This window comes from Streptomyces monomycini (assembly GCF_022271435.1).
Classification (GTDB): domain Bacteria; phylum Actinomycetota; class Actinomycetes; order Streptomycetales; family Streptomycetaceae; genus Streptomyces; species Streptomyces monomycini.
The window spans coordinates 20805-46662 of sequence record NZ_JAFIQY010000015.1 but is presented as its reverse complement, the minus strand read 5'-3'; the positions used below and the strand labels follow the sequence as shown (position 1 = coordinate 46662).

Here is a 25858-nt window from a genome sequence, read left to right as displayed (position 1 = left end):
ACGGGCTGAACTTTTGTTGATCGAGGGACAGTTGCCCCAGCCGCCCCCGTAACCTTCAACGGGTGAACCACTTGATGTCCCGCGAGGCCGCAACCGAAGACGCCCCTGCCGGGGAACCGCTGCCCGGCGCGCTGCCGGAAGAGCTGTGCGCCGAACTGGTCGCGTTCCGCCGCGACTTGCACATGCACCCCGAGCTCGGCAACCAGGAGTTCCGCACCACCGCCGCGCTCAAGGCGCGCCTTGAGCGGGCCGGCCTCACACCACGCGTCCTGTCCATCGGCACCGGCCTGATCTGTGACATCACGCCCGGTCTCACCCCTTGGGACGGCGGGCAGCCGCTGCTCGCCCTGCGCGCCGACATCGACGCGCTGCCGATTCCCGACGTGAAGACGGTGCCCTACCGCTCGACCGTCCCCAACCGCGCCCACGCCTGCGGCCACGACGTGCACACCACCGTCGTCCTCGGCGCCGGCCTCCTCCTCGCCGAACTGGCACGCGAAGGGCGGCTGCCGCGCCCCGTACGCCTGCTCTTCCAGCCCGCCGAGGAAGCGCTGCCCGGCGGCGCCACCGACGTGATCGGCACCGGGGCGCTGGACGGGGTCGGACGCATCCTCGCCGTGCACTGCGACCCCCGCGTCGACGCCGGCCGCATCGGGCTGCGCACCGGAGCGATCACTTCCGCCTGCGACCGCCTGGAAGTCACCCTCGACGGCCCCGGCGGCCACACGGCCCGCCCCCACCTGACCACCGACCTCGTCACGGCCGCCGCCCGCATCGTCGTCGACGTCCCCGCACTCCTCTCCCGGCGCGTCGACACCCGCGCCGGCCTCGCGGTGACCTGGGGCCGCCTGGACGTGGGCCACGCCTGCAACGTCATCCCCCAGCACGCGGAACTGGCCGGCACGGTGCGCTGCCTGGACCTGGACGCGTGGCGCGGCGCACCCGACATGGTGCACGCGGCGATCGACGAGGTCGCTGCGCTGTACGGGGCGAAGTGCCAGGTGACGTACGTACGGGGAGTCCCACCGGTGGTGAACGAACCGGTCTCCACCCAACTCCTGCACGACGCGATGGCCGCCCGCCGCGGCTCGCACGCCGTCGAAGGCACCGAGCAGTCCCTGGGCGGCGAGGACTTCTCCTGGTACCTGGAACACGTCCCCGGCGCGATGGCCCGCCTGGGGGTGCGGCCACCGGGCAGTACGGCCCGCTTCGACCTGCACCGCGGCGATTTCGACGTGGACGAGAGTTCGATTCGCGCCGGGGTGGAACTGTTCACGGCGGCGGCGTTGCTGGGGTAGTACGACCTGGGATGCGCGCGTTGCGCGCGATGGGGTCGATGGTGTGCGCGCGTCGTGCGCAATAGGTCCGGTGGGTGGGGGCTCGGGGGCACTCCGGGGTCACTCTCCCCCAGCCTCCGGCCGGGGGCGCCCCCACAGCATCCTTTAGCTGCGGTGAATCGGATACATGGGCCAGCGTGCGGACTGCCTGCGGGGAGACCCCTGCGTACCCCCGAGCCCTGGCCGTCCGGCGACTATCGGAGCGATCGGGCTGGGCTTTTCACAAGCCAAGCCCAAGCCCGAGCCGCCCCTGGCATATGGCCAGGCCAGCCCAGCAGCCTTACCGCCATCCACCCCGTGCGCCTCACCCTCAGGTGGGCGGGCACCAGGGCGATCGTTCTTTTTCTCCCCCCACCGACCTCGGCTCGCCAATCCGGCCGGAGGGGGCGTGTAGGGGGCCATCCCCGCAGGCAGCCGGGAGCCCTCGTTCACCAACACACCCTGGGCGACGTACACGGTGCAGAGGAGTTGGCCCCCTGCGCGCCCCCGCCCCCACCACCCAAGCAATGCGAGCCGTGCGTCAGCACAACCCCCGCTTGAAGCGCGCACCCCCACGACGGGGAGGAACAATCAGATAACGGCCACGCAGTGAAGGGTTTTGCGCCAGGTCTACGCGCGTTAATCTCCCGTCAAGCCAGCGCCACCGTGGGCGCTGTGAGCGAAGGGAAGGCCCCGTGCGTCGGGTCACCAGGTTTGCCGCCGCGGCCAGCGCCTCCGCGCTTCTCGCGGTCACCGCCACCGCTTGCGGTCAGAGCTTCGCCGAGGCGAACCGGGCCAGCCACGCCGGAGTCGGACTCGCGTTCGACATCGGCGGGCGGGACGACCACTCCTTCAACGAGGCGGCCGCCCGCGGCACCATGAACGCCAAGGAAAAGCTGGGCGTCAACGTCAAGATGCTGACCGCGAAGAACGGCGAGACGGAGGCGGACCGCGAGCAGCGGCTCACGTCGTTCGCCGAGGCCGGTTACAACCCGGTCATAGGTGTAGGTTTCGCCTACAGCCGGTCCATCGAGAACGTCGCCAAGGACTTCCCGGAGACGACGTTCGGCGTCGTGGACGCGGTGCCGCAGGGCAAGAACGTGGACGCGATGGTGTTCGCGGAGCACGAGGGCTCGTACCTGGCGGGCGTCGCCGCCGCGCTGAAGAGCAAGAACCACAAGGTCGGCTTCATCGGCGGCGTGAACAACGCGCTGATCCAGAAGTTCCAGGCCGGCTTCGAGCAAGGTGTACGGGACACCGACCCGAACACCGAGGTCACGTCGCAGTACCTGTACCCCAACAACGACAAGGGGTTCAACGACCCGGCCGCCGCGAAGGCCAAGGCCGGCGGCATGCTGGACAGCGGCATCGACGTGATCTACTCCGCGGCCGGCCAGTCGGGCGCGGGCGCCATCGAGGCGATCAGCAAGCGCAAGGGCGCCTGGGCGATCGGCGTGGACTCCGACCAGTACCTTCAGCCGGGCCTGGCGAAGTACAAGGACTGCATCCTGACGTCGGTGGTCAAGAACGTGGACGTGGCGGTGTTCGACCTGATCAAGAGCGTCGAGGACGGCAAGCCGTTGACGGGCGTGCACGCGTACGACATGAAGAAGAAGGGCGTCACGCTCGCCACGTCGGGCGGCTTCATCAAGGACATCCAGCCGCAGATCGACGCCGCCCGGCAGAAGATCGTCGAGGGCAAGGTGAAGGTCAAGGAGACGCCGTAGCAGGGCGCCGGACGGTGTCCCGCCGCATCGCGGCCCCGATACCGTGCGCCCCATCGCGGCCGCGGAGACACCCCGGCCGGACCACCGTCCGGCCGCGGACAGACCCCGGCCGAATCACCACGCGGCCGCGGACCCACCCACGCCCGCGCCCCCGACGGCCGGTACTCGCTGCCGCCGTCCGCCCAGGACATGGCCAAGGACAACCACCCCCGAGGGGAGTGCGCCATCAACGCAGCACCCACGATCAGCCGCCCGGCGAAGCCGGGCCCCGCAGCCGTCGAACTCCGCGGTATCACCAAGCGTTTCCCCGGTGTCGTGGCCAACCACGACATCGACCTGACCGTGCGCCGCGGCACCGTGCACGCCCTGTGCGGCGAGAACGGCGCGGGCAAGTCGACGCTGATGAAGATCCTTTACGGGATGCAGAAGCCGGACGAGGGCACCATCACGCTCGACGGCGAGCAGGCCGCGCTGGGCACCCCCGCGGACGCCATCGCCCGCGGCATCGGCATGGTGCACCAGCACTTCATGCTGGCCGACAACCTCACCGTCCTGGAGAACGTGGTCCTGGGCGCGGAAAAGCTGCACGGCATCGCCGGCAAGGCCCGCGCCAAGATCATGGAGATCTCGGACGCGTACGGGCTGAGCATCCGGCCCGACGTCCTCGTGGAGGACCTCGGCGTCGCGGACCGGCAGCGGGTGGAGATCCTCAAGGTCCTCTACCGCGGCGCCCGTACGCTCATCCTCGACGAGCCGACCGCGGTCCTGGTCCCGCAGGAGGTCGACGCGCTCTTCGACAACCTGCGGGAGCTGAAGTCCGAGGGCCTGACCGTCATCTTCATCTCGCACAAGCTGGGCGAGGTGCTGTCCGTCGCGGACGACATCACCGTCATCCGCCGGGGCACCACCGTCGCCTCGGTGGAGCCGTCGAAGACCACGCCCAAGCAGCTCGCCGAGCTGATGGTGGGCAGCGAGCTGCCGTCGCCGGAGACACGGGAGTCGACGGTGACGGACACCCCGATGCTGGGCGTCGCGGACCTCCGGCTGAGCGCCACCGACTCCGACGGCGTCGTCCGGACCGTGCTGGACGGCATCACCTTCACCATCCACAAGGGCGAGGTGCTCGGCGTCGCCGGCGTGGAGGGCAACGGACAGGCCGAACTCGTCGAGGCGATCATCGGCACGCGCACCCTGGACGCCGGCACCGTGACGCTGGACGGGCAGGACCTGTCCGGCGCCAGCACGCGCAAGCGCCGCGAGGACGGCATCGGCTACGTACCCGAGGACCGCCACCGGCACGGCCTGCTCCTGGAAGCACCCCTGTGGGAGAACCGCATCCTGGGGCACGTCACCGAGCGCCCCAACAGCAAGGGCCGGCTGCTCGACCTGGCCGGGGCCCGTAAGGACACCGAGCGGATCGTCGCCGAGTACGACGTACGGACGCCCGGTATCGAGGTGACGGCGGCCTCGCTGTCCGGCGGCAACCAGCAGAAGCTGATCGTCGGCCGGGAGATGAGCCATCACCCCAAGCTGCTGATCGCCGCCCACCCCACGCGGGGCGTGGACGTCGGCGCACAGGCGCAGATCTGGGAGCAGATCCGCGCCGCGCGCCGGGAGGGCCTGGCGGTCCTGCTGATCTCTGCCGACCTGGACGAGCTGATCGGGCTCTCCGACACCCTGCGGGTGATGTACCGGGGCCGGCTGGTCGCGGACGCCGACCCCGCGACCATCACCCCGGAGGAGTTGGGCTCGGCCATGACCGGTGCCGCCAGCGGTCACCTCACCGCTGAAGACGCTGACACCCGCGAGGGCGGTGACCGGGAGTGAAGACGCTGACCAGGTCGCTCACCAAGGACAAGGTGCTGCTGGCGCTCGCGGCGCCGCTGCTGGCCGTCGCCGCCGCGTTCGTCATCAGTTCGCTGGTCTTCCTGGCGTCGGGCGAGAACCCGCTGCGCGCCTACTGGATCATGGTCGATTACGGCCACTACAGCGACAGCCAGGTCTGGATCATCAACAAGGCGGTGCCGTACTACCTGTCGGCACTGGCGGTGGCCATCGGCTTCCGGATGAACCTGTTCAACATCGGTGTGGACGGGCAGTACCGGCTGGCGGCCTTCGCGGCCGCCGCGGTCGGCGGCGCGATCGCGCTGCCCGGCGCGCTCCAGATCATCCTGCTCATCGTGATCGCCATGCTGGTGGGCGCGGTGTGGGCGGGCATCGCGGGCGTACTGAAGACCTCGCGCGGCGTCAGCGAGGTGATCACCACGATCATGCTGAACGCCATCGCCGCCTCCGTGATCGGCTACTTCCTCCAGGACGGCCGCCTCGCGATCAAGGACGGCAACCTGCTGCACACCAAATTCCTGCCGGAGTCGAGCCACTTCTTCAGCTTCCCGACCGACCCCAAGCCGGTCTACGGCTTCGTGGTGATCGCGGCGCTGGCCGGCTTCGTCTACTGGTTCGTGCTCAACCGCACCCGCTTCGGCTTCGACCTGCGCGCGGTCGGCACCTCCGAGCCGGCCGCCGAGGCGAGCGGCGTCAGCGTCAAGCGCATGGTGGTCATCTCCATGCTGCTCTCGGGCGCCGCGGCGGGCCTGGTGGGCATGCCGACGCTGCTCAACGAGTCCTTCAACTACGGCACCGACTTCCCGGCCGGCATCGGCTTCACCGGCATCGCCATCGCGCTGCTGGGCCGCAACCACCCGGTGGGCATGGCGTGCGGCGCGCTGCTGTGGGCGTTCCTCGACCGCACCGGCTCCCGCCTGGAGTTCGAGGGGTACGCGCAGGAGATCGTCGGCGTGATCCAGGGCGTGATCGTGCTGTGCGTGGTCATCGCGTACGAGATCGTGCGCCGGTACGGGCTGCGCGCCCAGCAGCGCAAGGTCGGCGAGGAACTGGCCGCCCAGGCCCGTACGAACCCAGGTGAGAACGACAAGGCGGAGGCGACCGCGTGAGTACGGAACTCAAGCCCGCGGCCCGGCCCGGCGCCAGCGCGCGGGGTGGCGGTCGCCGCAAGCTGACCTACCCGGTCATCCTGCTGATCATCGCCGGGGCGATCGTCGCGGTGTCCCTGCTGCGCGTGGTCACCGGCACCAACGACCTGACCTCCGCCGGACAGTTCGGCGCGGCTCTCGCCGCCGCCACCTCGATCGGCCTGGCCGGCCTCGGCGGTCTGTGGGCCGAGCGGGCCGGCGTGGTCAACATCGGCCTCGAAGGCATGATGATGCTCGGCTCGTTCGCGGCCGGCTGGATCGGCTGGCAGCACGGCCCGTGGGCCGCCGCGGCCATCGGCATCCTGGGCGGCGCGCTCGGCGGGCTGGTGCACGCCATCGCCACCGTCAGCTTCGGTGTCGACCACATCGTCTCCGGTGTCGCGATCAACATCCTGGCGCTGGGCGCGACGCAGTACCTGGCCACGCTGTGGTTCGGCGCGGAGGGCAGCGCGGCCATGCAGGCGGGCGGCAACGACAAGCAGTCGCCGCCGATGGCCGACATGCCGACGTTCACCGTCCCGGGCCTCTCGGACGCGTTGCAGTCCCTCGAAAACCACCACTGGTTCCTGGTCTCCGACGTGGCCGGCATCCTCGGCGGCCTGGTCACCAACGTCTCCTGGCTCACCGTGCTGGCCGCCCTGCTCTTCGTCGGGACCTTCTACCTGCTGTGGCGCTCCTCCTTCGGCCTGCGGCTGCGGTCCTGCGGCGAGGCGCCGGTCTCGGCGGAGTCGCTGGGTGTCAACGTCTACACGTACAAGTACGCGGCGGTGCTGGTCTCCGGCGCGCTGGCCGGGCTCGGCGGCGCGTTCCTGTCCATCAGCACGCACTTCTTCCAGGACGGACAGACCGGCGGCCGCGGCTACATCGGCCTGGCCACGATGATCTTCGGCAACTGGCGGCCCGGCGGCGTCGCGATGGGCGCGGGCCTGTTCGGTTTCATGGACGCCATGCAGCTGCGCAGCGGCGGCCCGACCGTGCACGCGCTGCTGCTGGGCCTGGCGGCACTGCTCGCCGTCCTGGCACTGTTCCGGCTGCGCGCCGCCAAGCGCGCCCAGGCGGCGGTCGCGGGCGTCGCGGCGGTGCTCCTCGTCCTCTGGTACTTCCTCACCGACGTGGTGCCGCTGGAGCTGGTCGAGGCCAGCCCGTACATCGCCACGCTGCTGGTGCTGGCACTGTTCGCACAGCGGCTGCGGCCCCCGAAGGCCAACGGCAAGCCGTACCGGCGGGGGCAGGGCACATGACGCACGATGGCCGGATGAACGAAGGCCGGAGCGGCGACGGCCAGGTGCCGGTCGACTGGGAGCAGCTGCGCGAGGCGGCCCGGGACGCGATGTCCCGGGCGTACGCTCCGTACTCCGGCTACCCGGTCGGCGCCGCGGCCCTGGTGGACGACGGCCGTACGGTCGTCGGCTGCAACGTGGAGAACGCCTCGTACGGACTGGGCCTGTGCGCCGAATGCGGCCTGGTCTCCGCGCTGGCCGCCACCGGCGGCGGCCGGCTGACCGCGTTCACCTGCGTGGACGGCCAGGGCGAACTGCTCGTCCCGTGCGGCCGCTGCCGCCAGCTGCTGTACGAGCACGGCGGCCCCGGCCTGCTGATCGACAGCGGGGAGGCGGGCGTCCGACGCCTGGACGACCTCCTCCCCGACGCGTTCGGCCCCCAGCACCTGGCCCGCTGACGGCCCACCGGCCCGCACCGCACCCCAGCGGTGCGGGCCCCTCGATCTCCCGGCTCTATGCGTGTAGAACTGAACACGCCCGCTCGCCGCGTCGTTCCCGGGTACAGGGACGGGCTGAGCCGGCCGTTCCACGAAAGGAAGCCCAGATGGACGTCATCTCGGTCATCCGCGCCAAGCGCGACAAGCAGGAGCTGACCCCCGAGCAGATCGACTGGGTCATCGACGCCTACACGCGCGGCGAGGTCGCCCACGAGCAGATGTCGGCCCTGGCGATGGCCGTCTTCCTCAACGGCATGAACCGTACGGAGATCGCCCGCTGGACCGCCGCCATGATCGCCTCCGGCGAGCGGATGGACTTCGCCGGCCTGTCCCGCCCGACCGCCGACAAGCACTCCACCGGCGGCGTCGGCGACAAGATCACCCTGCCGCTCGCGCCCCTCGTCGCCGCCTGCGGCGCGGTCGTGCCGCAGCTCTCCGGCCGCGGCCTCGGCCACACCGGCGGCACCCTCGACAAGCTGGAGGCCATCCCCGGCTGGCGCGCGCTGCTGTCCAACGCCGAGATGATGGACGTACTGGACAGCGTCGGCTCGGTCATCTGCGCCGCGGGCGACGGCCTGGCCCCCGCCGACAAGAAGCTGTACGCGCTGCGCGACGTCACCGGCACCGTCGAGGCCATCCCGCTCATCGCCTCCTCGATCATGTCCAAGAAGATCGCCGAGGGCACCGGCTCGCTCGTCCTGGACGTCAAGGTCGGCTCCGGCGCCTTCATGAAGAACATCGAGGACGCCCGCGAACTGGCCACCACCATGGTCGAACTCGGCACCGACCACGGCGTACGCACCTCCGCGCTGCTCACCGACATGTCCACCCCGCTCGGCCTGACCGCCGGCAACGCCCTCGAAGTCCGCGAATCGGTGGAGGTCCTGGCGGGCGGCGGCCCGGCCGACGTCGTCGAACTCACCCTCGCGCTGGCCCGCGAGATGCTCGACGCGGCCGGTCTGAAGGACGCCGACCCGGCCAAGGCCCTCGCCGACGGCTCCGCCATGGACCACTGGCGCCGCATGATCCAGGCCCAGGGCGGCGACCCCGACGCCCCGCTCCCGGTCGCCCGCGAACAGCACACCGTCAACGCCTCCGCCTCCGGCGTCCTGACCACCCTCGACGCGTACGCGGTGGGCGTCTCCGCCTGGCGCCTGGGCGCCGGCCGCGCCCGCAAGGAGGACCCGGTCCAGGCCGGCGCGGGCATCGAACTCCACGCCAAGCCCGGCGACGAGGTCAAGGAGGGCCAGCCCCTCCTCACCCTCCACACCGACACCCCCGAAAAGCTCCCCTACGCCCTCGAAGCCCTCGACGGCGGCGTCCTCATCGCCCCGCCCGGCACCGACTTCACCCCGAACCCGGTGATCCTGGACCGCATCGGCTGACCCTTCCCCCTTCACGGCCGCCGGGCGCGCTCCCCTCGGAGCGCGCCCGACGCGCGCCGCGCCCCGACCGGTGCTGTCCTGGAAGGACCTGACCGCGAGGAGACCGGCGATGGCGAAGAAGAAGGACGACCTCAGCAAGGGCGACAAGGTCACCTGGAAGAGCCACGGCAGCAAGGCCGCCGGCAAGGTGGAGAAGAAGATCACGGAGCGTACGGAGGAGGCCGGGCGCACGGTGGACGCCTCACCGGACGACCCGCAGTACAAGGTCCGCAGCGACAAGTCCGGCGGCTCGGCCGTGCACAAGCCCGGGGCCCTGAAGAAGAAGCGGTCCTGAGCCCATGGCGAAGACGGAGGACGACCAGGACACCGTCTGGCAGGACTTCAAGGACGCGGTGAACATGTCCCCGTCCGAGCTGGAGTCCTGGCTGAAGAAGGACGAGTCCAAGGAGTCGGGGCAGCACAAGGGCGGCGGCGAGTCGGTGGGCCACGAGTCCGGCCGCCGGATCGTTTCACTGCTGCGCACCAAGCGCGCGGATCTCTCGGACGACGATTACGCCCACATGCGCAAGGTGACGGGGTACGTGCACCGCCATCTCGCGCAGCAGCCGTCGGGGGACGTGAAGGAGACGACGTGGCGGTATTCGTTGATGAACTGGGGGCATGATCCGTTGAAAGGGTGACGGGTGGGGCCCCGGTCCGCGGATCTCTGTGCGAGTGACCTTGCGGCCATCCCGCAGGCCCTCGCGGCGGCAGGGCCTGTTGACACGCAAGTTTCACCGGTGCGGGGGAACCGCTGGCCCGGATGAGAGCGTCTGGTGGCTCGACTGCCGGTTCTGAGGGGGGCGGAAGTTTCGTATGGGTGTGGTGCTGCCTGGCTGAGCGGATGAGGTTCTCGACATCATCGGGGTGTCGTGGCCGAATGTGGACGAGGACGACTACCGCGAGATGGCGAACGCCATGCGGGAGTTCGCCGGCGACATCGACGAGGGCGCGAACGAGGCGCACACCGCGGTCCAGGGCTTGGTGGGGGCGTCCGGCGGCTCCACGGCTGTGGAGGCGTTGAACGCTCGCTGGGGCAAGATCAACGGCACACATCTGAAGAACCTGGGCGAGTGCGGCCGGATGGCGGCGACGGCCATGGACGGTGTCGCGGTGCTCATCGAGGGCGCGAAGGCCGGCGCGATCGTCCAGCTGGGCATCCTCGCGGCGGAGGTGGTCGCCGCGCAGGTTGCGGCGCCCTTCACCTTGGGACTGTCCGAGGTGGGTGCGCTGGCGGCCACCCAGGCGACCCGTGTGATCGTCAGACGGCTGTTCAAGGAGGCCTGTCAGCAGGTCGCCGAACAGGTCGTCAGCATGGCCCTGACCCCCGTCGAGGAGGCGCTTGGGGCAATGGTCGGCGACCTCGTCGTCCAGCTCGGCGCCAACGCGCTGGGAGTGCAGGACGGCGTCGACCTGGGCCGCACTGCCAAGGCGGGCAAAGAGGGCTTCGGACAAGGCGTGCAGCATGCCAAGGGCACCGCCAAGTCGGCTGCCGACACCCCGATGCAGCTGCTGAGCGCCGGCGGCAGCGGCTCAGGGGGAGGCGGGGGCGGCAGCGGCGGCTTCAGTTTCGACAAGGCCGAGCACGACAAGCTGGTCACGAGTCTGCTGAGCGCGGGCAGCATGTTCCGCGACAAGGCCGGCGGGAAGATCGGCAAAGCCAAGGGACACCACGGCCGAACCCGGGGCAAGGACGCCATCGCCAACGCCGCGAACGCGATGCTGGACAAGGTCGTCGACGGCATCGAGGACGGCGTCAAGAAGGCTGCCAAGCACCTCGACGACAACATGACCCGTGGCGTCAAGCAGATGGCCAAGAACCACCAAGAGAACGACAAAGGGCTGGCTGACCACTTCACGGGCCTCGGCAAGGGTGCCCCGAAGGACCTCAAGGGGCCGAAGAGCGGTAGTGGCGCCTCGTCGCACTCGTCGGGTACCGGGTCCATAAGACCGTCGAAGAGCGCAGAGCAGGCCGACGCCGACCACCCTCACGACAAGACCCGCAGGGACGAGGGCAAGAGCACGGACGGTACCGACCCGGTCGACCTGGCCACGGGCAGGGTGTTCCTGAACCAGACCGACATCGCGTTGCCCGGTGCTCTCCCGCTGCTGTTCACCCGTAGGTACGAGTCCTCCACCCGCATCGGACGGCACATCGGGCCTTCGTGGTATTCCACGGTCGACCAACGCCTGGAGGCCGACGACGAGGGCGTCGTCTTCGTCACCGAGGCCGGGATGCTGCTGCGCTACCCGCTTCCCGCAGCCGGTGAGCGGGTTCTGCCGAAGAGCGGTCCGCGCTGGCCCCTGATACGTACGCCGCAAGGCGACTGGGCCGTAGACGACCTGCAGAGCGGCCAGACACTGTACTTCAGTGACGCGTCGCATGCCCCAGGTCTGGCCCTACCCGACGAGATCGCGGACCGTAACGGGCATCGGATCACCTTCGACTACGCGGATGAGACCGGCAACCCGTACGCGGTTCGGCACAGTGCCGGGTACGAGCTGAAGCTGACCTGCGACGATCAGGGCCACCTCACCGCGTTGCACCTGTCGGGTGCGGCCGACAACGGCTCGGATCAGTTGCTGATGTCCTACGGGCACGACGAGGCCGGCAACCTCACCTCTGCCGCCGACTCCACCGGAGCGACGACCCGCTTCGAGTACGACGCCGAGCACCGTATGACCGCCTGGGTGGACTCCAACGGCTCCCGCTACGAGTACACCTACGACGATCGGCATCGCTGTACCGCCCAGTCCGGCGCCGAGGGCCACTTGGCCAACCGGTTCACCTACGAAGGGGCCGACGCAGCCGACGGTCACCGAGTCACCACGCATACCGACGGACAGGGCGGCGAGACCCGGTACCTCGTCAACGGAGACCTTCAGGTCATCGCCGTCACCGATCCGCTCGGCCACACCACCCGCACCGTCTACGACACACACGACCGGCCCGTTCAGATCACCGACCCGATGGGCGCCGTCACGCGGATCACCTATGACGAGGACGGGAACCCGGTGTCCGTCGTCCACCCCGACGGCTCCTCCACCACCACCGTCTACACCGACCTGGGCCTGGCAGCGGAGATCACCGGCCCAGAAAGCAGAACCGTCCGGTACGAGTACGACGCCAGGGGCAACCGGACAGCCGTCACGGATTCCGCCGGCCGCACCAGCCGCTTCACCCACGACCGGCTCGGCCACCACACCTCGGTCACAGACCCCCTGGGCAACGTCACCCGTGTCGCGTGTGATGCCAACGGACTCCCGCTTACCGTCACTGACGCCCTTGGTGCCACCACAACCTTCCACCGAGACGCATTCGGCCGTACCACCGCCCTGATCGATCCCCTCGGCAACACCACGCGCTATCGGTGGACCCCCGAAGGACGCCTCGTATCCCGGATCCACCCCGACACCGCCCAGGAGAGCTGGTCCTACGACGGAGAGGGCAACTGCACCACTCACACCGATCCCCTCGGCCACGTCACCGTATTCGAGTACGGACATTTCGACCAGCTCACGGTGCGCACCGGTCCGGACGGTGCCCGCTACGAATTCGTCCATGACGCCGGGCTACGGCTCACGAAGGTCACCAACCCGCAGGGTTTGACCTGGCACTACGAGTATGACCGCGCAGGTCGCCTGATATCCGAAACGGATTTCGACAGCCGAAGTCAAACTTATGCCTATGACGCGGTCGGGCGTCTGACTTCCCGCACGACTCCGCTGAACCACACCATTCGCTACCGATACGACATCCTCGGCCGTGTCCTCACCAAAGACGTGGCCGGGAAACTCACTACCTTCACCTACGATGCGGCCGGTCAGCCACTGCGGATCGCGGATCCGGACAGTGAACTGCTGTATACCCGGGATGAGTTCGGCAGGGTCGTCGGTGAGATGGTGAACGGCCGGTCCACCACCTACAGTTATGACGCCATGGGGCGTCGTACGTCCCGCACCACCCCTGCCGGGGCGGTCAGCACCTGGACCTATGACGCGGCAGGGCGACGCGACGGCCTGGAGATCTCCGGGCGGACACTGACCTTCACGCGCGACGCACTTGGCCGGGAGCTTGCGCGCACTCTCGGAAGCCTCACCTTCGCGCACAATTTTGACGCCCGCGGCCGCCTCACCGGCCAACATGTCGCCTCGGACGCCGAAACCATCCAGCGTCGCGCATATACCTACCGCTCGGACGGGCACCTCACCGAAGTGGACGACCACCTCAACGGTCGCCGTCGCTTCGGGCTCGACTCCGCCGGCCGGGTGATCACTGTGTCGGCCCGCAACTGGACGGAGGCTTACGCCTACGACGCGGCTGGAAACCAGAGTCACGCAGCCTGGCCCGACTGCCACCCGGCCGCCGAGGCCCGAGGCGACCGCCTGTACACGGGCACCCGCCTCCAACGCGCCGGAAGCATCCGTTACACATACGACGCGGCCGGCCGTGCCTCTCTGCGCCAACGGAACCGCCTGTCGCGAAAGCCGGACACCTGGCGTTACACCTGGGACGCCGAAGACCGCCTGGTCTCCTGCATCACACCCGACGGCACCACCTGGCGCTACACCTACGACCCTCTCGGCCGGCGCATCACCAAACAGCGTCTGACCGGTGACGAGCAGGACATCGCCGAGCAGGTGGACTTCACCTGGGACGGCGCCACCCTGTGCGAGCAGATCACATCGGTGCGGAAGCACGGGACGCAGGTCACGCTCACATGGGATCACCACGGCTCGAAACCGTTGACCCAGCGTGAACGCCTTACCCGTGCCGACGACACCGAAGTCGCAGAGCGTTTTTTCGCGATCGTGACCGATCTCGTCGGCGCGCCCGCCGAACTGGTCGACGAAAGCGGACATGTCTCGTGGCGAAGCCGCAGCGCACTGTGGGGGCTTACCACCTGGACATCGGCCAGTACCGCCTGCACGCCACTTCGGTTTCCGGGCCAGTACTTCGACCCGGAAACATCGCTGCATTACAACTTCCATCGCTACTACGACCCCGAAGTCGCTCGATATGTCAGCCCCGACCCCCTGGGGCTGCATCCGGCACCCAATCCTGTCGCGTATGTCCACAACCCGCACACCTGGAGCGATCCGCTCGGTCTCGCGCCGTACAAGTGGGATCCGAGGGAGGTGGATGCGCATTACGACAAGCACGCATATGGGGAGGGTGCCAGGGACGGCAAGGCTGATATGCCAGAATATCAGGATCAGCATGATGACGATGACGGATTTGCGCGTTACGTGGCGGACTCCGAAGGATTGTTCCGTACATCTGAAGTGCCCTCAGGAGTCCGCGAGGTGATCCGTTCATCCGATGGGGCCGTACTGCGCATGGACCCGGAAGGCAGATTGGCCATCGCGCAGAATGGCAGGGTAACCAGCTACGTCCGGCCCGGCGAAACCATCATGGACGCACACAAATATATGGACAATGAGAGCAAGAGGTAGGCTGAATGGTGGTTTTGTGCATGATGCAGGATCATTTCAGCCTCCGGAGGGTGTACTCGTGGATCCCGCAGAAAAACTCGCTCGTTGGCGCGCTTTTGCCGAGGATTGTACTGACGGCTACCCGTGGGACCTGGAGGACTATCTCGTGGAGGTCAGTTCGCGGAGCGTTCTCCACGAGATGATCACTGATTCCCGCGGGTCGGGCTTCGCCGGTCAGCGCGAGGCAGATTTGCTTCGGGTCGTCGCAGAGATCGAGGCGATCGACGTGTCGCTGCGACCGGTCTTCGGAATCGAAGCGTTCTCCAGGATGCCGAAAGAGGAATGGTGGCTCCGTTGCGTGCCGTCCTATGCCGCTCGTGACATCTGCCGAGAGTTCGCAGAGACGTACGGGGTCTCTCCCGCTGCTCGGTCGAAATTCGACGTCGACGCCGACGCGATGGCGAAGCTCTTCACCGAAGGCGCGCTGCCTGCGGACATCTGCCTGAAGGCTGCGGGTGAAGGATGGTACGTGGCCGGACAGCCGGCCCTGATGTACCGCGCTTGTCGGCGTGCGCTTCCCGTGGACCGGGCTGCCCGGCGGCTGATCTGGGCCTGGGCGAACGGCAAGGCATCGGAATCGGATCTCCGGTCGGGCTTGGCCGGCTGAGCGGCCCAGCGTTGGCCGGGGCCGCTCCCCGCAAGAGGGGCCGTACCGCCAGGACGGTTGGACACTCGTTGATGAACCGGGGGCATGATCCGTTGAAGGGGTGAGGGGCGGGTGAATCGTTCGGGTGAACGGGATCGGTGGACCGGTTCCGGTCCCGTTCGCCATGCTGGGATCAGTGCCACGACACGTAAGGAGACCGCCGTGAGTGCACTCCCCGCCGACCCCGCTCCGGGGCAGTACTGGGATGAGCTGCTCCGCTTCTGGCAGGAAGCGGACTGGCCCGAGGGCAGCAAGGTGGAGATCATTGATGGAGTCATCGTTGTGTCACCACCCCCGGCCGCCCCTCACAACCGCATCGCTGAAAAGGTGCACCGCCGGCTCTACGCGGTGCTGCCCGAGGAGTGGGGGGTGTACCAGACTCTCGGAGTCACCCACCCCATGCGTGGACGGCTCTTCATCCCGGACCTCGTCGTGGTCCCGGACGACGTTCTCGACCGCATCGAAGGGAGCGAGGACGTCCCGCTCACGGCCGCGGAGCTGGTCGTCGAGATCACCTCGCCGAGCAACGCGGGCTACGACCGGCTGAACAAGGCAGCCGCGTACGCGGAGGCGGGCGTTCCGCTCTACCTCCTCATTGATCGCTTCGCTCCTCCCGGACCCACGGTCACGCTGTTCGGGGAGCCGGAAGACGCCGTCTACCAGGAACTCCAGGCGGTGAAGTTCGGGGAGGACATTCACCTCCCGGAGCCCTTCGGCCTTACCATCGACACCAGCGTGTTTCCCTTCGGTCCCTGAGACGGACGAAAGGCCCACCCCACCAGGACAGGTGGCGGAGTGGGCCTTCCGGGTTCCGGGCGGCGGAGCCGCCTACGCGGCCTGTTGTACGTGCAGGACGCGCCGTTCCGCCATCGCCTTCCGCGTCGCGTACAGCGTGATCGACGCGGCGCCGGCCATCGCGGCCAGGGCCAGGGCGACGGTGGCCTCCCAGCCGCCCGCGTGGAACGCTGCCGCGCCGAGTGCGCCGCCGATGCTGCTGCCGATGTAGTACGCGCACTGGTACAGCGCCGACGCCTGGGCGCGGGCCGTCTTCGCGGTGCGGCTGACGGAGGACGACGCCACCGCGTGGCCCGCGAAGAAGCCCGCGGTGATCAGGACCAGGCCCAGCAGGACGGCGGCGAGCGACGTGGTGAGGGTGAGCAGCAGGCCCGCCGCCGTGGTGCCGACCGCGAGGTAGAGGGCCCCGCGGCGGCCGACGCGGCCTACCAGGCGGCCTGCCGCGGCGGAGGAGACCGTGCCGACGAGGTAGATGAGGAAGATCGAGCCGACGATGCCCTGGGGGAGGTTGAAGGGCTCGTCGACCAGGCGGTAGCCGATGACGGTGTAGACGGCGCCGAAGACGGTCATGAACAGGGCGCCGATGCCGTACAGGCGGCGCAGCAGCGGGTCGGAGAGGTGGCCGCCGAGGGTGCGGGCCAGGGCGCGCGGGCCGACCTTGCGGGGGGAGAAGTGCCGGGCCTTGGGGACCAGGAGGCGGAAGGCCACCGCGCAGAGCACGGCCAGCAGTCCGACGGCGCCGAGCGCGGCGCGCCATCCCCAGGCCTGGGCCACCCAGCCGGTGACGATCCGGCCCGACATGCCGCCGATGCTGTTGCCCGCCACGAACAGGCCGATCGCGGCGACCAGCGCCTTGGCCCGTACCTCTTCGGCGAGGAACGCCATCGCGGAGGCCGGCAGCCCGGCCAGCGCCACGCCCTGGACGGTGCGCAGCGCGACCAGCCAGCCCAGGTCGGGGGCGAACGGCACCAGCATCGCGATCAGCGCGGCGACCGACAGGGAGGCGGTCATCATCGTGCGGCGGCCGAAGCGTTCGGACAGCGCGCTCAGCGGGATGACGGCCAGGGCCAGGCCGAAGGTGGCGGCCGACACGGTCCAGCTGGCCTGGTCGGGTGCCACGGCGAGGTCGACGGAGATCGCGGGGAGCAGCGCCTGGGTGGAGTACAGGAGCGCGAAGGTGGCGACGCCTGCCGCGAAGAGGGCGAAGCTCATCCGGCGGTAACCGGGGCCGCCCGGGTGCAGCTTGGCGGCCTCGGGGTCGGGCGCCGGGGGCGCGTCGGCGGCGGGCGCGGAGGAGGTGACGGGGGACGACTGCGCACAGGCGTCGGCGCGCGCGGCGGCCGACGCCCCGGTATCGGCGGGAGGCATGATCCGAACGTATGCCTGCCGGTTTCATGCGTCCAATGCATAGAAACGCCATAATCGATGCTGTGGCGCATAACAGCAGCTCAGGGCGGCCTCTGTCGCACCCTGGCAACACGAAAGACATCCGGACGCGGGCGGGCGAACCGGCGGAGACCGCGGACCTCGGGGTGGACTCGTGGGCGCTGGCCCTGACGCCCCGGCTCGCGCAGTTCGCCGCTGTCGCGCGCCATGAGCACGTCACGCGCGCCGCGCACGAGCTGGGCATGCCGCAGTCCACCCTCAGCCGTGCCATCGTCCGGCTGGAGGCCGACCTCGGGGTCGCGCTCTTCGCCCGCCGCGGCCGGACCCTTTCGCTGACTCCGGCCGGTCGCGCTTTTCTCGCTTCCACCGAGCGCGCGCTGCTGGACGTCGAGCGCGCCACGGAGTCCGTACGGGCCGACACCGACCCCACCGCGGGCAAGGTCGCCTTCGGCTTTCTGCACACCATGGGCTCGGAGACCGTACCGGGCCTGATCCGCACCTTCCGCGCCGACCACCCGCGGGTGCGTTTCCAGCTCGTCCAGAACTACGGCGAGGCGATGATCGAGCGGCTGCGCGCCGGTGACCTGGATCTCTGTCTGACCTCGCCGGTGCCGGACTACCCGGACCTGGTCGCGCGCCGCCTGGACGAGCAGAAGCTGCGGCTGGTGGTGCCGGACGACCATCCGCTGGCGGCCCGTAAGCGGGTCCGGCTGGCGGAGGCGGCGGGGGAGCTGTTCGTGACCCTGGAGCCGGGGTACGGGCTGCGCCGGATCACCGACGCGCTGTGCGCCGAGGCGGGCTTCACGCCGCGGATCGCGTTCGAGGGGGAGGAGGCCGAGACGCTGCGCGGCCTGGTCGCCGCCGGTCTCGGGGTGGCGCTGCTGCCGCCGCCGGCCGTGCCGCGCCCGGGCGTCGCCGAGCTGACGGTCACGGCCCCGCGTGCGGTCCGCGAGATCGGGCTGGCCTGGATGGACGGCCATCCCGACACGCCACCGGTGGCGGCGTTCAAGAAGTTCCTGCTGGGGCGGAGGGGGAAGCTGATTCCCCGGTGAGACGCGGACGACCCGCCGGCGTCACTCCGTGCCCATGTCCTCCAGGGCCCCGTAGGTCACGGTCATGAACTCGATGGCGACCGTGCCGCCCGGGTCGAGGACGTAGAGCCCGCGGCCGCCCCAGTGGTGGTTGATCTCGTTCTCCTTCGCGCGGAACGGGTCGGCCCAGTAGCGCACCGACTGCTTCCGGATGCGGTCGAAGATCGCGTCGAACTCCGTGTCCGTGACCAGGAAGGCGACGTGGCTGCCGTTGATCGCGTCCGGCGCCACCTGGCTGTCGAGGAAGTCGATGCCGACCCCGTTGGCGGTCTTCACCTGGGTGAACGGGCCCCAGTCGGCGGGTGCGGGGGCGTCCATGAGGTCGCTCAGGAAGGCGGCGGTGGCCTTCTGGTCGTGGCAGTGGACGATCACGTGGTCGAGCGTGTTCGGCACGGGAGCCTCCCTGGCGGTCGAGACGGTCGAGACGGTCGAGACGGAGCTGACGGTGGCCGGAAAGCCACGGAACGGTGCTGCCGCGCGCCCCTTCCTAGTGCTTCAGCGACTCCCCGAAGCCCGACGCCAACGGCATCCGCAGGCCCAGCGGCGGCGGTGCCGCCAGCGCGTCCGCGACCGGGCGGGCGTAGTCGTGGGAGAAGAGCGAGCCCAGGACGAAGTCGGTGGCCAGCGCCAGGACTTCGGAACGGTGCTGGTGCAGGGAGTGGCCGTCGGAGTGGACCTCGAAGCGGCAGACGTCGCGGTTGATCTTCTTGGCGCGCTCGGCGTAGCGGTAGGACAGGTCCGGGTCGGTCCGCTCGTCGTTCGTGCCGTGGACGAGCAGCACCTGCCGGCCGGCGAGCTGTTTCACGGGAACGGAGTCGGCGCCCTCCGGGCCCAGGTCGGGTATCCACGGGGCCAGCGCCAGCACGGAGTTGACCGCCGGGTGGCCCGCCGCGTGCAGGGCGGCGCGGGCGCCCATGCCCGTACCGGCCAGACAGACCGGTACGTCCCCGTAGCGCCGCACCACCTCCTCCAGTGCCCAGGAGGCGTCCGCCGCCGGATGGGCCGACGGGCCGTTCCAGCCGCGGCAGCGGTAGTGCACGACGTGGGCCACCAGACCCTCCGTACGTCCCGCCCGGGCCAGCCGGGCGGCCAGCGGACGGGCCGCCAGGGTGGACAAGGGGGAGGGCCGCCGGGTGCCCGAAGGGCCGCCCTCCGGCAGTAACAGCGCGACGCCGCACACCGCCCGTCCCGCTCCGTCCGTTCCCCGCGGTTTCCCCAGCCGGGCACCGCGCACCGGCAACGCTTGCTGAGCCATGACCGAAACGATGGCAGAAGGCGGCGCGCGGGCCACCCCGTGTACGGGTCACCGTTGCGTATCGTTCGTGAAGTTCTACGCGCGTAGGCGCTACAGTGCCGAGATGACGAGCGAGACCACCACTCTTCCGACCGTCGACCAGATCCGCCGCGCGCCCAAGGTGCTGCTGCACGATCACCTCGACGGCGGCCTGCGCCCCGCCACCATCGTCGAGCTGGCCCGCGAGACGGGCTACGACGGCCTGCCCGAGACGGACCCCGAGAAGCTCGGCGTCTGGTTCCGCGAGGCCGCCGACTCCGGTTCGCTGGAACGCTATCTGGAGACCTTCGCGCACACCTGTGCCGTCATGCAGACCCGCGAGGCCCTGACGCGGGTGGCGGCCGAGTGCGCCGAGGACCTGGCCGCGGACGGTGTCGTGTACGCCGAGGTCCGGTACGCGCCCGAGCAGCACCTGGAGAAGGGCCTCACCCTCGAAGAGGTCGTCGAGGCGGTCAACGAAGGCTTCCGCGAGGGCGAGCGGCGGGCCCGCGCGGCCGGCCACCGCATCCGCGTCGGCGCCCTGCTGACCGCCATGCGGCACGCGGCCCGGGCCCTGGAGATCGCCGAACTGGCCAACCGCTACCGCGACCTGGGTGTCGCCGGGTTCGACATCGCGGGCGCCGAGGCCGGCTTCCCGCCCACCCGCCACCTCGACGCGTTCGAGTACCTCAAGCGGGAGAACAACCACTTCACGATCCACGCGGGCGAGGCGTTCGGCCTGCCGTCGATCTGGCAGGCGCTCCAGTGGTGCGGCGCGGACCGGCTCGGCCACGGCGTCCGCATCACCGACGACATGGAGGTCGCCGACGACGGCTCGGTCAAGCTGGGCCGGCTCGCCTCGTACGTACGGGACAAGCGCGTCCCGCTGGAGATGTGCCCCACCTCCAACCTCCAGACCGGCGCCGCCACCTCGTACGCGGAGCACCCGATCGGCCTGCTGCGCCGGCTCCAGTTCCGTCTGACGGTCAACACCGACAACCGGCTGATGAGCGGTACGAGCATGTCCCGGGAATTCGAGCACCTGGTCTCGACATTTCGATACACGCTCGACGACATGCAGTGGTTCACCGTCAATGCGATGAAGAGCGCGTTCATTCCTTTCGATGAACGCCTGGCGATGATCAACGATGTCATCAAGCCCGGCTACGCCGAACTGCGGTCCGAATGGCTGTTCCGCCAGGTGGATGCCGAGCCCGCGGTGATCAGCGAGTATCGCTCCGAGTAAGCGCCGCGGTGAGGGAAAAAGGGAACGACCGGTGTGTCAAGCGCCGGTCGTTTTCCGTTCCGGGCGGGTGTTTGCGGCGTGTCGGCGGCGTCACTAGATTCCGGTCCGGTCGAACTCCCATCACAAGGATGTATTTCCATGAAGCAGGGAACCATCAGGACCCTCGGTGCCGCCGCGCTCGGCGTCGCCTTCGCCGCCGCGGCGGCCGGTACGGCTTCCGCCGCCGAGGTGACCGGCGCCAACGTACCGGGTGACGTCGCGGACACACTCCAGAACAGCCTGCCCGTCCAGGAGACCGCCAAGAGCGTCACCGGCGACCACGGCCCCGAGCACGCCCTGAAGACCAACAACAAGGGCAACCTGCTGGGCGGCCTGCCTGCCGGGGGCCTCACCAAGGCGCTCGGCTGAGGCTCCGGGACGCGTCCTGGAGCGGACACGGCCGTGCCCCGGCCCGTACTTCGTGTACGGGCCGGGGCACGGCCGTGTGAGGACTGTCCAGGCGTCCGTGTGAGGGACGATCCAGGCGTCCGTATGACTGCCAGGCGCCCGTATGACGACTACCAGGCGCTCCGGTGGGCCTTGTCCTCGGAGGGCAGGAACAGCCACAGGGCCAGGTAGATCAGGAACTGCGGGCCCGGGAGCAGGCACGAGAGAAGGAAGAGCACGCGCATCGTGCCGGGCGTGGTGCCGAAGCGCCGCGCCAGGCCCGCGCACACTCCGGCGATCATCCTGTTGTTGCGGGGACGGACCAGTGCGGCGGCCATGGTTCTCGACTCCTTTTCGACCGGGTACGGGACTGTCTGCCCCGATGTCTCAAAGGTAGGTCCGGGAGCCCGACAGGGCGTCGGCCTGCGGTGCGATGTGAACCCTGGTCCGCGTGGGGGTCGGCCGTGCGGGCCGGTCCTCCTTGCGGCGTAGCCGGTACCGGACCCCTGGTACGACCAGCAGGTGCGCCAGTACGACCCCGGTCGTGTTGAGCAGCACCATGTCCACGTCCGGCACCCGGCCGGGTATGCCGGCCTGCAGCAGTCCGATCGCCAGCGAGACCATCGCGCCGGTGAAGACCGTACGCGTCAGGGAGCCCAGCGGAGAAACGTTCAAGCGGCCGGCTGCCATCGGCAGCAGAATGCCCAGCGGCGCCAGCAGCAGCACCGCGCCCCCGAGGCTCTGCACGGCCTCCCACGGCCCGTGCGCCAGCTCCGCGCGGATCGTCGCCAGCGGCCGGAGGTTCGCGGCGGGCACCCAGGGAACCGTACGGGGGCGCAGCGACAGCCAGCCGACGATCAGCAGATGCGCCACGAGGAGGACGGCTCCCGCGGCGCGCATACGGAGGGCGGCGGTACCGCCGCGGCCATGACCCTGCACACAGGCCAGGACGCGCCTACCGGCGGCCGCGGTTCCGTAAGGGGCGGGCCGTGGTCGCCGTGGCCGTCCCGGCATGTTCTCTCGGTCTCTTCAGTCCGGCGCCTCGGGCGTCTCAGTCCGGCGCCCCGGCCGTCTCAGCCCGACGCCCCCGGAGCGTCCGACCCCGCGCCCAGCACGCTGTCCGGGTGCGTGCGCACCTCGTCCGAGCACGGGTACCGCTGCGGATGTCCGTCGCCGGGGCCGCCCAGCACCGCCGCGTGCGTACGGCCCAGAGCAGCGCTCTCGCCGAACGTGCACACGATCTGGGCGAGCGCGAAGGACGGCAGGTCCTCCGGCCGCGCGCTCAGCCGCAGCGTGCCCGCGGGATCGCCCGCGCGCGGCCCGGACACCTCCAGGTTCTCCGGCACCGCCGTGATGAACCCGGCCTCCTCCTCGACGGGCCCCGGCTGCTCCTGGAGCTCGTCCAGCAGCGCGCGGGCCGACCGGAGACGGTCGGTGGGCTGCTGCTTGGGGTTGGACACGGTCCGCTCCACCGGTGCCAGCGCCGAGCTGCACTCCAGGTAGACGGTGACCCGCGAGCTGTCGGGCGGGACCGGGGGGACCGAGTCCGCAGGAACCTTGCAGCTGACGCGGGAGGGCGCGCCCCCGGCGTCGACCGGCACGGACGTACCGCGGATGCCGCAGCTCGCCAGGGCCGGTACGAGGGCGCCGAGGGCCACGGCGGTCAGCACCGCGGTCCGGGGGAGGGGCGACGGCCGCGTACGGGGAGCAAGCCGGGGGCCGGGCCCGGACGACGGCTCACGGGTGCGCCATGTCATCGGCCGTCACCGCCTTCCGTGCCGCGGGACTCGGTGCCGCGCCGCTCCGTGCCTTCAGGACCCGCGTCCGCGTCCGGACCCGTGTCGGGACCCGCGTTCTTACGGCCGCGCCCGTCGGTACGGGTGCCCGTCTCCGTACCGGTCCCCACGGCCGTACCGCCGCCCCCGTCCCCGTCCGTATCGCTGTCCGTCTCCGTGGCCGCTCCGGCGGCCGAGGTGCCCACCGGCAGTCGCAGGGTGAAGACCGCGCCGCCCTCCGGCGAGTTCGCGGCCGTGATCTCGCCGCCGTGGATGTGGGCGTTCTCCAGCGCGATCGACAGGCCCAGGCCGCTGCCCTCCGACCGCGGCCGGGACGCGCTCGCCTTGTAGAAGCGGTCGAAGACGTGCGGCAGGACCTCCTGGGGGATGCCGGGCCCGTGGTCCCGTACCCGGATCACCAGGTCCTCGCCGTCCGGCGTGGCCTCGGTGCGTACCGAGACCCGGACCGGCGAGCCGCCGTGCTTGAGCGCGTTGCCGATGAGGTTGGCCAGGATGACGTCGAGGCGGCGCGGGTCCAGCCGGGCCACGATGCCGCGCTCGGCGTCCAGCTCGACCGCGTCCAGCCAGGCCCGCGCGTCGATGCACGCGGTCACCTGGTCCGCGACGTCCACCTCGTCCTGCACCAGCCGCGCCGTCCCCGCGTCGAAGCGGGTGACCTCCATCAGGTTCTCCACCAGGTCGTTCAGCCGCCGGGTCTCGCTGACCACCAGCTTCACCGCGGGCGCGATCATCGGGTCGAGGGAGTCCTCCTCTTCCTCCAGCACCTCGGTGACCGCCGTGATCGCCGTCAGCGGCGTGCGCAGCTCGTGCGACATGTCGGCGACGAAGCGGCGGGAGGACGCCTCGCGGCCGCTCAGCTCCTCGACCCGCTGCTCCAGGCGTTCGGCCGTACGGTTGAAGGTGCGCGAGAGGTCGGCGAGTTCGTCGGTGCCGGTCACCCGCAGCCGGGTGTCCAGCCGGCCCTCGCCCAGCTGCCGGGCCGCGTGGCCCAGGCGCTGCACGGGCCGCAGCACGGTCGTCGCGGCGGCCTGCGCCAGCAGCGCCGAGCCGACCAGGGCCAGCGCGGTGGCGATCCCCAGCGACCAGGCCAGCGAGTTGAGGTCCTGGCGCTCGGTGGCCAGCGACTTGAGCATGTAGCCGGTCGGGCCGCCGCCGTTCATCCGGGCCCCGGCGACGAGGTACGGGGTGTCCCGCAGTTCCTTGCGCTGCCAGTACATGTGGTACGGCACGCGGTTGCCGTCGTCCAGCGCGCGCTTCTCGTTGACCGCCGTCCGCAGCGGCCTGGGCACCGTCTCGAGCGTGAACAGGTCCTTGTCCGTGGACGCCACGCACTGCTTGCCGTCGCTGCCCTGCGCGACCAGCAGGACGGCGTAGTTCTGCGGCCCGCCCGCCATCTGCCGTGCCGCGTCGTCCAGCTCCGCGCACCGCGGCCGCAGCGACAGCGAACGGGTGCTGTCCTCCAGCGACTTGCGGAAGTCGTTGAGCGCGGAGTTCTGGGTACGGTCCAGCACGGTGTTGCGGTTGAGCCAGTACGCGATGCCGGAGGCGGAGACCGCCGCGGTCAGCGCGACGAGCGCGAAGACGAACACCAGCCGCAGCCGCAGGCTGGTCCAGCGCAGCAGGCCGAGCGCCCGTACGCACCGCCGGAGGAAGCCGGGCGGCTCCGGCGCGCCCTCGCCCTCGGCGGCCGCCTCGGCATCCGTACGGCTCTCGGACGAGCGCTCCGTCACTGCGGGGTGTCCAGCCGGTAGCCGACACCGCGCACCGTACGGATCAGGGTCGGCGAGGACGGTACGTCCTCCACCTTCGCCCGGAGGCGCTGCACGCACGCGTCCACCAGCCGCGAGTCACCGAGATAGTCGTGCTCCCACACCAGCCGCAGCAGCTGCTGCCGGGACAGCGCCTGCCCGGGGCGGCGGCTCAGCTCCAGCAGCAGGCGCAGTTCGGTGGGGGTCAGCTGGAGGTCCTCGCCGTTCTTGGTGACCGTCATGGCCGAGCGGTCGATGACCAGGGAACCGAACGTCGCCGCGTCGTTGGACTCCCGCTCCCCGCGCCGCAGCACGGCCCGGATCCGGGCGTCCAGCACCCGCCCCTGCACCGGCTTGACCACATAGTCGTCCGCGCCGGACTCCAGCCCGACCACCACGTCGATGTCGTCGTTGCGCGCGGTCAGCAGGATGATGGGCAGCTGGTCCGTACGCCTGATCCGCCGGCACACCTCGAAACCGTCGATGCCCGGCAGCATCACGTCCAGCACGATCAGGTCCGGGCGCTGCTCGCGCAGCAGCTTCAGGCCGTCCTCGCCCGTCGCCGCGGTCACCACACGGTGACCCTGGCGCGACAGGGAGAGTTCGAGGGCCGTGCGGATGGCGTCGTCGTCCTCGATCAGCAACAGGAAAGGCACACCGGCCATTCTGGCCCATGGGGGACCAGGACTTCGACCTGCACGGTGTCCGGCGGTGCCCGTGCCCCGGCCCGCCCCGCGTCCGAACGGTGTCCCGGCCGCGACCCTCCCGCTGTGACAGG

General features: G+C 70.2%; 23 protein-coding genes. 15 read left to right on the top strand and 8 right to left on the bottom strand.

Features of this window, described 5'->3' with window-relative positions:
* Positions 1–74: 74 nt before the first annotated feature.
* The 12 genes from JXZ78_RS18765 (at position 75) to JXZ78_RS18710 (ending at position 16075) form a co-directional block, all read left to right on the top strand.
* Positions 75–1298 carry an amidohydrolase gene (locus JXZ78_RS18765; protein ID WP_030024163.1) on the top strand — a complete coding sequence of 408 codons (1224 nt, stop codon included), beginning with the start codon at positions 75–77 and terminating at the stop codon, positions 1296–1298.
* 713 nt (positions 1299–2011) lie between these two features.
* Positions 2012–3043, top strand: a complete 1032-nt coding sequence (locus JXZ78_RS18760) for a BMP family lipoprotein (protein ID WP_030017512.1) — start codon at positions 2012–2014, stop codon at positions 3041–3043.
* A 189-nt stretch (positions 3044–3232) separates the two neighbouring features.
* Positions 3233–4870: an ABC transporter ATP-binding protein gene (locus tag JXZ78_RS18755; RefSeq protein ID WP_033037010.1), complete on the top strand. Its 1638-nt coding sequence runs from the start codon at positions 3233–3235 to the stop codon at positions 4868–4870.
* Positions 4867–5997 carry an ABC transporter permease gene (locus tag JXZ78_RS18750; RefSeq protein ID WP_050502000.1) on the top strand — a complete coding sequence of 377 codons (1131 nt, stop codon included), beginning with the start codon at positions 4867–4869 and terminating at the stop codon, positions 5995–5997. The genes JXZ78_RS18755 and JXZ78_RS18750 overlap by 4 nt, the downstream gene beginning before the upstream one ends.
* On the top strand, positions 5994–7277 hold the full coding sequence (locus JXZ78_RS18745) for an ABC transporter permease (protein WP_030017509.1): 1284 nt from the start codon (positions 5994–5996) through the stop codon (positions 7275–7277). Before JXZ78_RS18750 ends, JXZ78_RS18745 begins: the two co-directional genes overlap by 4 nt.
* A 14-nt stretch (positions 7278–7291) precedes the next feature.
* Positions 7292–7714, top strand: a complete 423-nt coding sequence (locus tag JXZ78_RS18740; RefSeq protein WP_030017508.1) for a cytidine deaminase — start codon at positions 7292–7294, stop codon at positions 7712–7714.
* A 146-nt stretch (positions 7715–7860) separates the two neighbouring features.
* Positions 7861–9138, top strand: a complete 1278-nt coding sequence (locus tag JXZ78_RS18735) for a thymidine phosphorylase (protein ID WP_030017507.1) — start codon at positions 7861–7863, stop codon at positions 9136–9138.
* 109 nt (positions 9139–9247) lie between these two features.
* A complete protein-coding gene (locus JXZ78_RS18730; protein ID WP_030017506.1) occupies positions 9248–9472 on the top strand; it encodes a hypervirulence associated TUDOR domain-containing protein in 225 nt (74 codons plus the stop codon).
* Positions 9473–9476: 4 nt separating this feature from the next.
* Entirely contained in the window at positions 9477–9818 is a 342-nt protein-coding gene (locus tag JXZ78_RS18725; protein WP_030017505.1) for a DUF3140 domain-containing protein, read from the top strand.
* Positions 9819–10035: 217 nt separating this feature from the next.
* A complete protein-coding gene (locus tag JXZ78_RS18720) occupies positions 10036–14634 on the top strand; it encodes a DUF6531 domain-containing protein (protein ID WP_443735640.1) in 4599 nt (1532 codons plus the stop codon).
* 58 nt (positions 14635–14692) lie between these two features.
* Positions 14693–15280: a hypothetical protein gene (locus JXZ78_RS18715; RefSeq protein ID WP_030017503.1), complete on the top strand. Its 588-nt coding sequence runs from the start codon at positions 14693–14695 to the stop codon at positions 15278–15280.
* Positions 15281–15481: 201 nt separating this feature from the next.
* Complete coding sequence (locus JXZ78_RS18710) at positions 15482–16075, top strand: Uma2 family endonuclease (RefSeq protein WP_030017502.1); 594 nt, start codon at positions 15482–15484, stop codon at positions 16073–16075.
* A 72-nt stretch (positions 16076–16147) separates the two neighbouring features.
* Here JXZ78_RS18710 and JXZ78_RS18705 read toward each other — a convergent pair whose 3' ends face one another.
* The gene (locus JXZ78_RS18705) at positions 16148–17482 is read right to left on the bottom strand and encodes an MFS transporter (protein ID WP_030017501.1); all 1335 of its coding nucleotides are present in this window, start codon (positions 17480–17482) and stop codon (positions 16148–16150) included.
* A gap of 62 nt (positions 17483–17544) precedes the next feature.
* Here JXZ78_RS18705 and JXZ78_RS18700 point away from each other — a divergent pair, with 62 nt between their 5' ends.
* Positions 17545–18552 (top strand): LysR family transcriptional regulator, encoded by a 1008-nt coding sequence (locus tag JXZ78_RS18700; protein WP_106968661.1) that lies wholly within the window; start codon positions 17545–17547, stop codon positions 18550–18552.
* A 21-nt stretch (positions 18553–18573) separates the two neighbouring features.
* Here JXZ78_RS18700 and JXZ78_RS18695 read toward each other — a convergent pair whose 3' ends face one another.
* Both JXZ78_RS18695 and JXZ78_RS18690 read right to left on the bottom strand, forming a co-directional pair.
* Entirely contained in the window at positions 18574–18984 is a 411-nt protein-coding gene (locus JXZ78_RS18695) for a VOC family protein (protein WP_030017499.1), read from the bottom strand.
* Positions 18985–19078: 94 nt separating this feature from the next.
* A complete protein-coding gene (locus tag JXZ78_RS18690) occupies positions 19079–19846 on the bottom strand; it encodes an alpha/beta hydrolase (RefSeq protein WP_030017498.1) in 768 nt (255 codons plus the stop codon).
* 103 nt (positions 19847–19949) lie between these two features.
* Here JXZ78_RS18690 and JXZ78_RS18685 point away from each other — a divergent pair, with 103 nt between their 5' ends.
* Positions 19950–21110 (top strand): adenosine deaminase, encoded by a 1161-nt coding sequence (locus JXZ78_RS18685; RefSeq protein ID WP_033037008.1) that lies wholly within the window; start codon positions 19950–19952, stop codon positions 21108–21110.
* 138 nt (positions 21111–21248) lie between these two features.
* Positions 21249–21518: a hypothetical protein gene (locus JXZ78_RS18680; protein WP_030017496.1), complete on the top strand. Its 270-nt coding sequence runs from the start codon at positions 21249–21251 to the stop codon at positions 21516–21518.
* Positions 21519–21667: 149 nt separating this feature from the next.
* Here JXZ78_RS18680 and JXZ78_RS18675 read toward each other — a convergent pair whose 3' ends face one another.
* The 5 genes from JXZ78_RS18675 to afsQ1 form a co-directional block, all read right to left on the bottom strand.
* Entirely contained in the window at positions 21668–21874 is a 207-nt protein-coding gene (locus JXZ78_RS18675) for a PspC domain-containing protein (protein WP_030017495.1), read from the bottom strand.
* Between the two features lie 49 nt (positions 21875–21923).
* On the bottom strand, positions 21924–22436 hold the full coding sequence (locus tag JXZ78_RS18670) for a VanZ family protein (protein ID WP_208870093.1): 513 nt from the start codon (positions 22434–22436) through the stop codon (positions 21924–21926).
* Between the two features lie 173 nt (positions 22437–22609).
* Positions 22610–23293, bottom strand: coding sequence for a hypothetical protein (locus JXZ78_RS18665; RefSeq protein WP_078623928.1), 684 nt, complete (start codon positions 23291–23293; stop codon positions 22610–22612).
* Positions 23290–24951, bottom strand: a complete 1662-nt coding sequence (locus JXZ78_RS18660) for an ATP-binding protein (protein ID WP_050502001.1) — start codon at positions 24949–24951, stop codon at positions 23290–23292. The genes JXZ78_RS18665 and JXZ78_RS18660 overlap by 4 nt, the downstream gene beginning before the upstream one ends.
* A 107-nt stretch (positions 24952–25058) precedes the next feature.
* Positions 25059–25736, bottom strand: coding sequence for a two-component system response regulator AfsQ1 (afsQ1, locus tag JXZ78_RS18655; protein ID WP_004571966.1), 678 nt, complete (start codon positions 25734–25736; stop codon positions 25059–25061).
* Positions 25737–25858 lie beyond the last annotated feature (122 nt).

What these genes read in the sequence shown, in the direction of transcription:
- JXZ78_RS18765 (WP_030024163.1), top strand. Translation starts at nt 75, where the DNA reads ATGTCCCGCGAGGCCGCAACCGAAGACGCCCCTGCCGGGGAACCGCTG.
- JXZ78_RS18755 (WP_033037010.1), top strand. Translation starts at nt 3,233, where the DNA reads ATGGCCAAGGACAACCACCCCCGAGGGGAGTGCGCCATCAACGCAGCA.
- JXZ78_RS18740 (WP_030017508.1), top strand. Translation starts at nt 7,292, where the DNA reads ATGAACGAAGGCCGGAGCGGCGACGGCCAGGTGCCGGTCGACTGGGAG.
- JXZ78_RS18735 (WP_030017507.1), top strand. Translation starts at nt 7,861, where the DNA reads ATGGACGTCATCTCGGTCATCCGCGCCAAGCGCGACAAGCAGGAGCTG.
- JXZ78_RS18730 (WP_030017506.1), top strand. Translation starts at nt 9,248, where the DNA reads ATGGCGAAGAAGAAGGACGACCTCAGCAAGGGCGACAAGGTCACCTGG.
- JXZ78_RS18725 (WP_030017505.1), top strand. Translation starts at nt 9,477, where the DNA reads ATGGCGAAGACGGAGGACGACCAGGACACCGTCTGGCAGGACTTCAAG.
- JXZ78_RS18705 (WP_030017501.1), bottom strand. Translation starts at nt 17,482, where the DNA reads ATGCCTCCCGCCGATACCGGGGCGTCGGCCGCCGCGCGCGCCGACGCC.
- JXZ78_RS18690 (WP_030017498.1), bottom strand. Translation starts at nt 19,846, where the DNA reads ATGGCTCAGCAAGCGTTGCCGGTGCGCGGTGCCCGGCTGGGGAAACCG.
- JXZ78_RS18685 (WP_033037008.1), top strand. Translation starts at nt 19,950, where the DNA reads ATGACGAGCGAGACCACCACTCTTCCGACCGTCGACCAGATCCGCCGC.
- JXZ78_RS18680 (WP_030017496.1), top strand. Translation starts at nt 21,249, where the DNA reads ATGAAGCAGGGAACCATCAGGACCCTCGGTGCCGCCGCGCTCGGCGTC.
- JXZ78_RS18675 (WP_030017495.1), bottom strand. Translation starts at nt 21,874, where the DNA reads ATGGCCGCCGCACTGGTCCGTCCCCGCAACAACAGGATGATCGCCGGA.
- JXZ78_RS18670 (WP_208870093.1), bottom strand. Translation starts at nt 22,436, where the DNA reads ATGCGCGCCGCGGGAGCCGTCCTCCTCGTGGCGCATCTGCTGATCGTC.
- JXZ78_RS18665 (WP_078623928.1), bottom strand. Translation starts at nt 23,293, where the DNA reads ATGACATGGCGCACCCGTGAGCCGTCGTCCGGGCCCGGCCCCCGGCTT.